The sequence below is a fragment of the Streptacidiphilus carbonis genome, assembly GCF_000787775.1.
In the GTDB taxonomy this organism is placed as follows: Bacteria; Actinomycetota; Actinomycetes; order Streptomycetales; family Streptomycetaceae; genus Streptacidiphilus; species Streptacidiphilus carbonis.
The window spans coordinates 10,212-19,911 of the sequence record NZ_BBPM01000053.1; the positions used below are offsets into that span (position 1 = coordinate 10,212).

Here is a 9,700-nt window from a genome sequence, read left to right on the forward strand (position 1 = left end):
TCGCCACCCTCGTCTCGTAGCGCTTCGCGCCAACCCTCCCGCCCAGGAAGCTGCCACCGTCGCCGTGAACGTCCTCGACATCCTGCTGGTCGCCGCCGCTGTCGGATTCGCCGTCTCCGGCTACCGGCAGGGCTTCGTCGTGGGTGCGCTCTCACTGGTGGGCTTCCTCGGCGGCGGCCTGATCGCGGTGCAGCTGCTGCCGTTCCTGCTGAACCACCTCTCCCCGGGGACGATGTCCTCGGTGATAGCCGTGGTCGTGGTGATCGTCTTCGCGTCGGTCGGCCAGGCCTTCACCACCCACTGGGGCTGGAAGCTGCGCGGCCCGATCGACCGCAGCCGGGCCCGGATCTGGGACGCGGCGGGCGGGGCGATCGTCAATGTGGTGTCCATGCTGCTGGTCGCCTGGCTGATCGGGACGGCCCTGGCCGGCACCTCGCTGCCCACCGTCGCCCATGAGGTCCGCACCTCCAAGGTGCTCGGCAACGTCCAGAAGGCACTGCCCGCGGACGCGCCCGAGTGGTTCTCCGACTTCACCTCGGTACTGGCCCGCAACGGCTTCCCGCAGGTGTTCAACCCGTTCCAGAGCGAGCCGATCACCGATGTGCCGGCCCCGGACCCGGCGCTGGCGAGCAGCGACGCGGTGGTGCAGGCCCACAAGAGCATCGTCAAGGTCGTCGGGACCGCTCCCAGCTGCGGCAAGGTCATCGAGGGCAGCGGCTTCGTCTACGCGGCGCAGCGGGTGATGACCAACGCCCACGTCGTCGGCGGCGTCTCGGCGCCGACGGTGAACCTGGGCGGGAGGATCTACGGCGCCAAGGTGGTGCTGTACGACTGGAAGCGGGACATCGCGGTGCTGGACGTCCCCGGCCTGCACGCGATCCCGCTGGTGTTCGCGGGCGACGCCAAGACCAGTGCGGGCGCCATCGTGGCGGGCTTCCCGGAGAACGGCCCCTTCAACGTCCAGGCGGCCCGCGTCCGCGGCCGGCTGGACGCCAGCGGACCGGACATCTACCACCGCGGCACCGTCACCCGGGACGTCTACTCGCTGCGCTCGACGGTGCGTCAGGGAAACTCCGGCGGCCCGCTGCTCACCCCTGACGGCGACGTCTACGGGGTGGTCTTCGCCAAGTCCCTCGACGACGCCCAGACCGGGTACGCGCTCACCGCCGCCGAGGTCCGCTCCGACGCCCAGCAGGGGGCGAGCGCCACGCAGAAGGTCGACTCCGAGTCCTGCGCGCTGTAGGTCCGGCCCGGAGTTGATCCTCCGTCGGGACCTGTCCGTCCCTGCTGGCTGCGTCCTTCGGGGGACGACTCCCGAGCCCCCGCGGGTTCCGGTGGCGGGCGCTGTCAGAAGGTGTCCTGCCCTGCTGATACCGTCTGGGACGCCTGGTTCGGACGGATCTTGACGGTGCCGTCATCACAAGGGGGAGGGCGTCCACGCCATGATGGGTCACTCGCACGCGGTCAGCGGAGCACTGCTCTTCGCCGCCACCGCGCCGTACCTGCCGCCGCTGATGATGCACCATCATCTCAGCCCGCAGGAGATCCTGATGGGCACGGTGCTGTGCGCCGGCGCCGCGCTGCTGCCCGACCTGGACCACCACGACGGCACCATCGCCAACTTCCTCGGCCCGATCTCCAAGCTGCTGTGCCGCTTCGTCGCCTGGATCTCCGGCGGCCACCGGCACGCCACCCACTCGCTGTTCTTCATCGCCTTCATGACGGCGGGGACCTGGGCCGGGGTGACCTACGTCGGCCGCTGGTTCACCCTGGGACTGACCTTCTTCCTGCTGGCCATGGCCGTGCGGGCGCTCAACCTCTGCCCGCCCGGGCACGGCTTCTCGGCCTGGGGGACCATCGTGGCGATGTCGCTGCTCGGGACAGGCGTCATCGACAAGTTCATTCCCTCGGCGCCGGGCTGGCTGCCGTACGCGGTCGGCCTGGGCTGCCTGGCGCACCTGCTCGGCGACTCGATCACCAAGCAGGGCGCACCGTGGCTGTGGCCGATCCGGACCCGCTACGAGATCGTGGTGATCAAGAGCAGCGGAAACAAGCTGGAGACGGAGATACTGGTCCCGATCATGGGAATAGCGACCGTCGCCCTGCTGTGGTTCACCGCGCTCTCGCCCAACTCGCTCTGACGGGCGGCCGGAGGCATCGGCGCCGGGGTGCGGCGTCAGCGCTGGCGCAGCCGGGAGGTGACCCAGCGCGCGCGGCGGGTGATGATGTGCGGTATCCCCACATGGACGAGGAGGTCACCGCGGGTCGCGGGGGCTTCGGGGGCGGCGCCTGAGGTGCCGTTGAACGAGCTTGCGGCCGCTGTCTGCTGAGGCGAGCGGCGGCGGGTACGTGGCGCGAAAGCGCGGTCGTGCATCCAGCTCATAGGTAGAGGACTGCCCGCACGGGACGCGGCGTAATCCCGTGCGGGGCGGCCAATCGGCCGGTTTCTGGCATATTTTCACGTCATCGGATTCCGCTTATGACGCAGTCATGATGACCGGTCAGCGACGGTCCGGCTCCGGGTCGCGGAGCCAGTTCACCAGCTCCCTGGAGAACCCCTCCGGGTCCTCCTCCTGCGGGTAGTGCCCGATCCCCTCCAGCAGCCGCCAGCGGTAGGGCGCCTCCACGTACTCGCCGGACCCGGCGGCGGTCCTGGCCAGCAGCACCGGGTCCGCCGCGCCGTGCAGGTGCAGCGTGGGCACCCGTACCGGCCTGCGCATCCGGCGCGAGTACTGCAGCCCGTCGGGACGGCCCATGGAGCGCATCAGCCAGCGGTAGGGCTCGATGGAGCAGTGCCGGGTGTTGGACAGCTGCATCGCGTGACGGTAGGTCAGCAATGCCTTCTCGTCCGGGTGGCACCCGGGCGCGGTCCAGGCGGTCAGGTACTCGCCGACCAGGGCGGCGCCGTCGGCCACCAGCTGCCGCTCGGGCACCCAGGGCCGCTGGAGGCCGAGCAGGTGCTCCGCGGCGGTGATCTGCCGGGGGTCGGTCATCAGCGCCCTGCGGTAGCGGCGCGGGTGCGCGCTGGAGGCCACGGCCAGCCGGCGGACCAGCGCGGGGCGCATCACCGCCGCCGTCCAGGCCAGGGAGCCGCCGAGGTCGTGCCCGACCAGGGCCGCGTCCTGGGCGCCGAGCGAGCGGATGATCCCGGTCAGGTCCAGGGCCATGTTGGAGGGGTCGTACCCGCGCGGGGTGCGGTCGCTGCCGCCCACGCCGCGCAGGTCGACGGCGACCGCGCGGAAGCCGTTCTCGGCGAGCGCGGTCAGCTGGTGCCGCCAGGTCCACCAGAACTGCGGCCAGCCGTGCACCAGCAGCACCAGCGGTCCCTCGCCCAGCTCGGCGATGTGGAAGCGCCCGCCGTTGGCGGAGACGTCGCGGTGGGTCCAGGGGCCCTCGATGCGCGGATCGAAGGTGTCGGTGGATCTGTGGGCCCCGCCCGGGGTTCTGTCAGACGACATGGGGAGAGCGTGTCACATCCTGGCCTTGATCAGGGATCAGGGGGTGAGCACCTTGTGCTCGTCGGCGGGGCCGATCGGCGCGGCCGGATGCGGCTTGGTGTTCTTCAGCACGTCGACGGTGGCCTTGGTGGACGCGATGGTCCGCTCCGGCGGCGAGACCTTGGTGATCGCGCGGTAGGCCAGGAAGCCGAGCAGCGCCGCGATCAGCAGGTAGACCACCCCGACGATGGTGAGCGACCAGCCGAAGGTGACCCCCGAGGAGCCCAGCAGGTCGTGGATGCCGTACGCGGCGGCGAAGCTCAGCACCGGGATCGAGGCCAGCGCGGTCACCGCGGCGATGGCGGCGGCGCCGCCCCCGGCGGCCCCGCGGATCAGGTCCTTCTTGATCTCCTTCTTCGCCAGCGCGATCTCGTCGTGCACCAGCGCGGACAGGTCGGCGGTGGCGGCGGCGAACAGCTGGCCCACGCTACGGTCGGCACTGCCGTTCGTGGGGCTGGCCTCGTACCTGTCAGCAGCTGACATCGGGGGTCTCCTCGCGTGTATGGGTCCACGGCATCATGTCACTGTCTCAGATCATGCCTCGTGCCTGCGGTAGCGCACCACTCGACTTCTGCCGGTGCGTCATACCCCGTTCGGCCGCCGGGCCGTCGACCGCGCAGGCGGTCACGCCGGCTGTGACGCAGCCGGCTGCTCGGCCAGTTCCTCCTCGTACAGCTGCCGGTGGACGCGGTTGCGCAGTCGCAGCAGGACCGCGGCCACCACCGCGCAGATCACCGAACCGGCCAGCACCGCGGCCTTGTCGCGCTCGGACAGCCCGTGGTCGTCGGCGAAGGCCAGCTCGGCGATCAGCAGCGACACCGTGAAGCCGATCCCGGCCAGCACCGAGACCGCGAAAAGGTCGCCCCACTCCAGCTCGGGATTGAGCTCGGCGCGGGTGAAGCGGGCCGCCAGCCTGGTCCCGCCGAAGATCCCCAGGCACTTGCCGAACACCAGGCCGAGCACCACGCCCAGGGGCGAGGCCTGGGTGAACACCTCGCCCAGCGCCCGGGGGCTGACCGACACCCCCGCCGCGAACAGGGCGAACACCGGCACACAGAACCCGGCCGAGAAGGGCCGCACCAGGTGCTCGATGTGCTCGCCGGGGGAGTGCTGCTCGCCGGGGTCCCTGGTGCAGCGCAGCATCAGGCCCATGGCCACGCCGGCCACCGTCGCGTGGATGCCGCTCTCGTGCATCAGCGCCCAGATCACCAGGGCCAGCGGGACGTAGAGGTACCAGCCGCGCACCCGCATCCGGTGCAGCCCGTAGAAGAGCACCAGCCCGAGCAGGGCCAGGCCCAGCGCCCAGAGCTTGATCCCGGTGCTGTAGAAGATCGCGATGATCAGGATCGCGATCAGGTCGTCCACCACCGCCAGGGTCAGCAGGAAGGCCCGCAGCGCCGAGGGCAGGTGCGAGCCGACCACGGCCAGCACGCCTAGGGCGAAGGCGATGTCGGTGGCGGTGGGGATGGCCCAGCCCGCCGGATGGCCGCCGGGGCCGCTGTTGACGACGGCGTAGACCGCCGCGGGGACGGCCACCCCGCAGACGGCCGCGACCACGGGCAGCACGGCGGCCCTGGGGTCGCGCAGCTCCCCGGCCACCAGTTCGCGCTTGAGCTCGATCCCGGCGACGAAGAAGAAGACCGCGAGGAGTCCGTCCTTGGCCCAGGCGCCCAGCGAGAGGTCCAGGTGGAGCGGCGAGGAGGGGCCGACGGTGGTGTCCAGCACGCTCTGGTACGCGGCCGGCCAGGCGTTCGCCCAGACGAGTGCCACCACGGCCGCGCCGAGCAGCAGGATGCCGCCGACGGTCTCGGCGCGCAGCGCGTCCGCGAGGAATGCCCGCTCGGGGAGCGGGAGCCTGCCGAGGAAGGTGCGGCTGGGCGTGGGGCTGGATGTGGGGCGGGGCGTGGGGCGGTCACTCACGCGTGGGCCCTCCGGAGGCTGGCGGACGGTTTGTCACATTTGTCCGATGCTATCCGTTGGACACACGGGAGGCCGTCCCCGCGCGGACGCGGGAACGGCCTCGGGGCTGCTTCGAGGGGCTCAGTCCTCGTCGCCCCCGGACGGCAGCTGGCTCTGGATCAGCTCCATCACCGTGGAGTCGGCCAGCGTGGTGGTGTCGCCCACCGCACGGCCCTCGGCGATGTCGCGCAGCAGCCGGCGCATGATCTTGCCGGAGCGGGTCTTCGGCAGCTCGGTGACCACCTTGATCAGCTTGGGCTTGGCGATCGGGCCGAGCACCTTGGCGACGTGGTTGCGCAGCTCCGCGACCAGCTCGGAGTCGTCGTGGGCGGTGCCGCGCAGGATCACGAAGGCGGCGATGGCCTGGCCGGTGGTGGCGTCGGTGGCGCCGACCACGGCCGCCTCGGCGACCTTGGGGTGCGACACCAGCGCCGACTCGACCTCGGTGGTCGAGATGTTGTGGCCGGACACCAGCATCACGTCGTCCACCCGGCCGAGCAGCCAGAGGTCGCCGTCGTCGTCCTTCTTGGCGCCGTCGCCGGCGAAGTAGCGCCAGTCGGTCTCCGCAGGGTCGTGCCCGGCGCCGAAGCGGGACCAGTAGGTGTCCAGGTAGCGCTGGTCGTCGCCCCAGATGGTGCGCAGCATCGACGGCCAAGGCTCGGTGAGGATCAGGTAGCCGCCACCGCCGTCGGGCACCTCGCGGGCCTCGTCGTCGACCACGGTGGCGGCGATGCCGGGCAGCGGGGTCTGCGCCGAGCCCGGCTTGGTGGCGGTGACGCCGGGCAGCGGGCTGATCATGATGGCGCCGGTCTCGGTCTGCCACCAGGTGTCCACGATCGGGCAGCGGTCGCCGCCGATGTGCTCGCGGTACCACATCCACGCCTCGGGGTTGATCGGCTCGCCGACGCTGCCCAGGATGCGCAGCGAGGACAGGTCGAACTTGGCGGGGATGTCGTCGCCCCACTTCATGAAGGTGCGGATGGCGGTGGGCGCGGTGTAGAGGATGGTCACCCCGTACTTCTGCACGATCTCCCAGAACCGGCCCTGGTGCGGGGTGTCCGGGGTGCCCTCGTACATGACCTGGGTGGCGCCGTTGGCCAGCGGCCCGTAGACGATGTAGGAGTGCCCGGTGACCCAGCCGATGTCGGCGGTGCACCAGTAGACGTCGGTCTCCGGCTTGAGGTCGAAGACCGCGTGGTGGGTGTAGCTCGTCTGGGTGAGGTAGCCGCCGGTGGTGTGCAGGATGCCCTTGGGCTTTCCGGTGGTGCCGCTGGTGTAGAGGATGAACAGCGGGTGCTCGGCGTTCATCGGCTGCGGGGTGTGCTCGGTGGACTGGCGGCCGGTGATCTCGTGCCACCAGACGTCCTTGCTGTCGTTCCAGGCGGTGTCCTGGCCGGTGCGGCGCACCACCAGGACGTGCTCGACGGTGGGGCAGCTGAGCACGGCCTCGTCGATGGCCGGCTTGAGCGCGGCGGGCTTGCCGCGGCGGTAGCCGCCGTCCGCGGTGATGATCAGCTTGGCGTCGGCGTCCTGCACCCGGGAGGCGACGGCCTCGGCGGAGAAGCCGCCGAAGACCACCGAGTGGGCCGCGCCGATCCGGGCGCAGGCGAGCATCGCCACCGCGGCCTCGGGGATCATCGGCAGGTAGACGGCGACCCGGTCGCCCTTCTGCACGCCCAGCTCGGTCAGGGCGTTGGCGGCCTTGCAGACCTCGTCCTTGAGCTCGGCGTAGGTGATGGCGCGGCCGTCGCCGGGCTCGCCCTCGAAGTGGATGGCGACCCGGTCCCCGTGGCCGGCCTCGACGTGGCGGTCCACGCAGTTGTAGGCGACGTTCAGCTCGCCGTCGGCGAACCACTTGGCGAACGGCGGGTTGGACCAGTCCAGGGTCTGGGTGGGCTCGGTGGCCCAGTCCAGGCGGCGGGCCTGCTCCGCCCAGAAGGCGAGCCGGTCCTCCTTCGCCTCGGCGTACGCCTCGGCGGTCACATTGGCGGTGGCGGCGAGCTCAGCAGGCGGGGCGAATCGACGCTCTTCCTTGAGCAGGTTGGCCAGACTCTCATTGCTGCTCAACGCGCACTCCTCATCAAGATCTGGGTGCGGGCGTCCCGATAATCCCCGCCGACCCGTTATGTCGTGACCTAGCTCACCAGGATGCGGGCGCGCTGACAAGAGCCCTCGGATAATTGGTGTAGACCTGTTCGGATTTCGCCAGGCGGTGAGCATCCGGGCAGGTCAAGCCGCTGAGGCCAGTCGCGGTCGGACGGGGCTGAAGGTACGCCCGTTGCGGGCGAGACGGTACGCCTGCGCCGTGGCGAAATCGAAGTAGAGCCCAGTCAACCGCAGTCGGCCGGAGTCCTGCGCGCGCCGCACCGAGGGGTGCGCCCGCAGGTTGTCCACCTGCTGGGCCACATTGGTGAGGCAGAGCCGCTCCAGCGGGTCCTCGGACAGGGCGGAGCCGCGGATCCGGGCCGGTGCGTGCCGCACCCGCTGCAGCGAGTCCTGGCCGTGCCGCAGCCAGCGGGTGAGCGGGGTGCCGGCCTGGCCCTCGCGCCGGTGCGCCCCGCGCAGCAGCGACTGCATGGCGCCGCAGCCCGAGTGCCCGCACACCACGACCGTGCTCACCGACAGGACCTCCACGGCGTACTCGATGGCGGCGGACCCCGAGTCGTCGGGCTGGGAGACCAGGTTGCCGATGTTGCGGACGGTGAACAGGTCGCCGGGGCCGCTGCTGGTGATCACATTGGGCACCAGCCGCGAGTCGGCGCAGGTGATGAACAGCTGCGAGGGCGACTGCCCCTCCCGGGCCAGCCGGGCCAGCTCGGGGCGGAGGCCGGGCGCGGTGTGCTGCTGGAAGTCCCGCACCCCGCGCAGGTGGTCGTGGATCATCGCGCCTCCCAAGATCAGGTAAATGAAGAGTAATGAATTCTTTACCTGAAGGAGAGCCCAAGGGCTGAACTTCACCCGACCGGGTGTCGGACGCGGCGTCAGGCCGTCATCGCCACCGCCTCGCCGAGCACGAAATCGGGGTCCACCTGGCCCGCGAGGTCGGTGCCGGTCCTGGCGTTCCCCCAGCTCTCGGCGTTGCGCAGATGGAAGCGCACCATCTGCCGGGTGTACCGCTCCCAGTCCCGCAGCGGGTACGAGGCGTCCACGGCCGCCCGCAGGGTGTCCAGCGCGGCCAGGTTCTCCGGCTCCAGGGCGTCCAGGCGGGGCGCGCGGCCCTGCTCGGTGCGCCGTACCCAGTCCGACTGGCCGAAGACCGCGAGCAGGTCCTCCCCGACGGCCTCGCGCAGGTAGTCCACGTCGTCCTGGCCCTGCACCTTGTTGCCGACCACCCGGAGGTTGACGTCGAAGTCGGCCGCGTAGTCCTTGTACTGCCGGTACACCGAGACGCCCTTCCGGGTCGGCTCGGCCACCAGGAAGGTCATGTCGAAGCGGGTGAACAGGCCGGAGGCGAAGGCGTCGGAGCCGGCCGTCATGTCGACCGCCAGGTACTCGCCGGGGCCGTCCGCCAGATGGTTCAGGACCAGCTCGACCGCGCCGACCTTGGAGTGGTAGCAGGCCACCCCGAGGTCCGCCTCGGTGAACGCGCCGGTCGCCATCAGCCGCAGCGGCGCCCCGTCCACCCGGAACTCCCGGGCGCACAGCGCGTACACCGGGTTGTCCTCGGCGATCCGCAGCAGCCGTGAGCCGCTGCCGGGCGGAGTGGTCTTGATCATTGACTCCGCGTCGGCGATCCGGGGGTTGGCGCCGCGCAGGTACTCCTTGATCTCCGGCAGGTGCGCGCCCATCGACGGCAGCGACGCCGCCTCCGGCTCGCTGAGCCCGATCGCCGTGCCCAGGTGCTGGTTGATGTCGGCGTCCACCGCCAGCACCGGGGCGCCGGTCCGGGCGAGGTGCCGGACGAAGAGGGAGGACAGGGTCGTCTTGCCGCTGCCTCCTTTGCCGACGAAGGCGATCTTCATGGGGGCTGTCCTTATTGGTAATCGTTATCGTCACCGAATGTGGTCATGCTAGCGACTCCGGGGCTTCCGGTGATCGGCTTTGTGCACTGTTGACTCTTTCGGGTGAGAGTGCCCCGGGGCGCGCCCCCCTCCCTGTGTTACGTACGCTCGGTCCCGTGAGCACACCAACCCCGGCCCAGCCGTCCGACGACCCCCTGGCCCCGCTCGGGCTGCTGCCCGGCGTGCCGGAGGCGGTGGCCGAGGCCCGCCGTGCCGTCGACCGCCTCTACGGACACCGGGTCA

Annotated in this window: 8 protein-coding genes and 1 pseudogene; 3 read left to right on the plus strand and 6 right to left on the minus strand. The window is 70.9% G+C overall.

Annotated features, from left to right (window positions below):
• Window positions 1-64: 64 nt before the first annotated feature.
• Together TR46_RS29815 and TR46_RS29820 are read left to right on the plus strand one after the other, a co-directional pair.
• Window positions 65-1,243: a MarP family serine protease gene (locus tag TR46_RS29815; RefSeq protein WP_042407475.1), complete on the plus strand. Its 1,179-nt coding sequence runs from the start codon at window positions 65-67 to the stop codon at window positions 1,241-1,243.
• Between the two features lie 199 nt (window positions 1,244-1,442).
• Window positions 1,443-2,141 (plus strand): metal-dependent hydrolase, encoded by a 699-nt coding sequence (locus tag TR46_RS29820; protein WP_042407477.1) that lies wholly within the window; start codon window positions 1,443-1,445, stop codon window positions 2,139-2,141.
• A gap of 360 nt (window positions 2,142-2,501) precedes the next feature.
• Here TR46_RS29820 and TR46_RS29825 read toward each other — a convergent pair whose 3' ends face one another.
• The 6 genes from TR46_RS29825 to TR46_RS29850 all read right to left on the minus strand — a co-directional run bounded on the left by TR46_RS29825 (window position 2,502) and on the right by TR46_RS29850 (window position 9,418).
• Window positions 2,502-3,458, minus strand: a complete 957-nt coding sequence (locus TR46_RS29825; protein ID WP_042407489.1) for an alpha/beta fold hydrolase — start codon at window positions 3,456-3,458, stop codon at window positions 2,502-2,504.
• A 36-nt stretch (window positions 3,459-3,494) separates the two neighbouring features.
• Window positions 3,495-3,980, minus strand: a complete 486-nt coding sequence (locus TR46_RS29830; protein ID WP_042407492.1) for a phage holin family protein — start codon at window positions 3,978-3,980, stop codon at window positions 3,495-3,497.
• Between the two features lie 141 nt (window positions 3,981-4,121).
• Window positions 4,122-5,417, minus strand: a complete 1,296-nt coding sequence (gene nhaA / locus TR46_RS29835) for a Na+/H+ antiporter NhaA (RefSeq protein ID WP_042407497.1) — start codon at window positions 5,415-5,417, stop codon at window positions 4,122-4,124.
• Window positions 5,418-5,537: 120 nt separating this feature from the next.
• Window positions 5,538-7,523, minus strand: a complete 1,986-nt coding sequence (gene acs / locus TR46_RS29840; protein ID WP_042407500.1) for an acetate--CoA ligase — start codon at window positions 7,521-7,523, stop codon at window positions 5,538-5,540.
• A gap of 162 nt (window positions 7,524-7,685) precedes the next feature.
• On the minus strand, window positions 7,686-8,339 hold the full coding sequence (locus tag TR46_RS29845) for a carbonic anhydrase (RefSeq protein WP_042407503.1): 654 nt from the start codon (window positions 8,337-8,339) through the stop codon (window positions 7,686-7,688).
• Between the two features lie 98 nt (window positions 8,340-8,437).
• Window positions 8,438-9,418 (minus strand): ATP-binding protein, encoded by a 981-nt coding sequence (locus tag TR46_RS29850; RefSeq protein WP_042407506.1) that lies wholly within the window; start codon window positions 9,416-9,418, stop codon window positions 8,438-8,440.
• Between the two features lie 155 nt (window positions 9,419-9,573).
• Between TR46_RS29850 and TR46_RS41595 the strand changes: the two are divergent.
• A pseudogene (locus TR46_RS41595) lies at window positions 9,574-9,700 on the plus strand (oxidoreductase); the annotation flags it as partial.

Excerpts from the sequence above, each read along its gene's own strand:
- TR46_RS29820 (WP_042407477.1), top strand. The coding sequence starts at position 1,443 with ATGATGGGTCACTCGCACGCGGTCAGCGGAGCACTGCTCTTCGCCGCC.
- TR46_RS29825 (WP_042407489.1), bottom strand. The coding sequence starts at position 3,458 with ATGTCGTCTGACAGAACCCCGGGCGGGGCCCACAGATCCACCGACACC.
- TR46_RS29830 (WP_042407492.1), bottom strand. The coding sequence starts at position 3,980 with ATGTCAGCTGCTGACAGGTACGAGGCCAGCCCCACGAACGGCAGTGCC.
- TR46_RS29845 (WP_042407503.1), bottom strand. The coding sequence starts at position 8,339 with ATGATCCACGACCACCTGCGCGGGGTGCGGGACTTCCAGCAGCACACC.
- TR46_RS29850 (WP_042407506.1), bottom strand. The coding sequence starts at position 9,418 with ATGAAGATCGCCTTCGTCGGCAAAGGAGGCAGCGGCAAGACGACCCTG.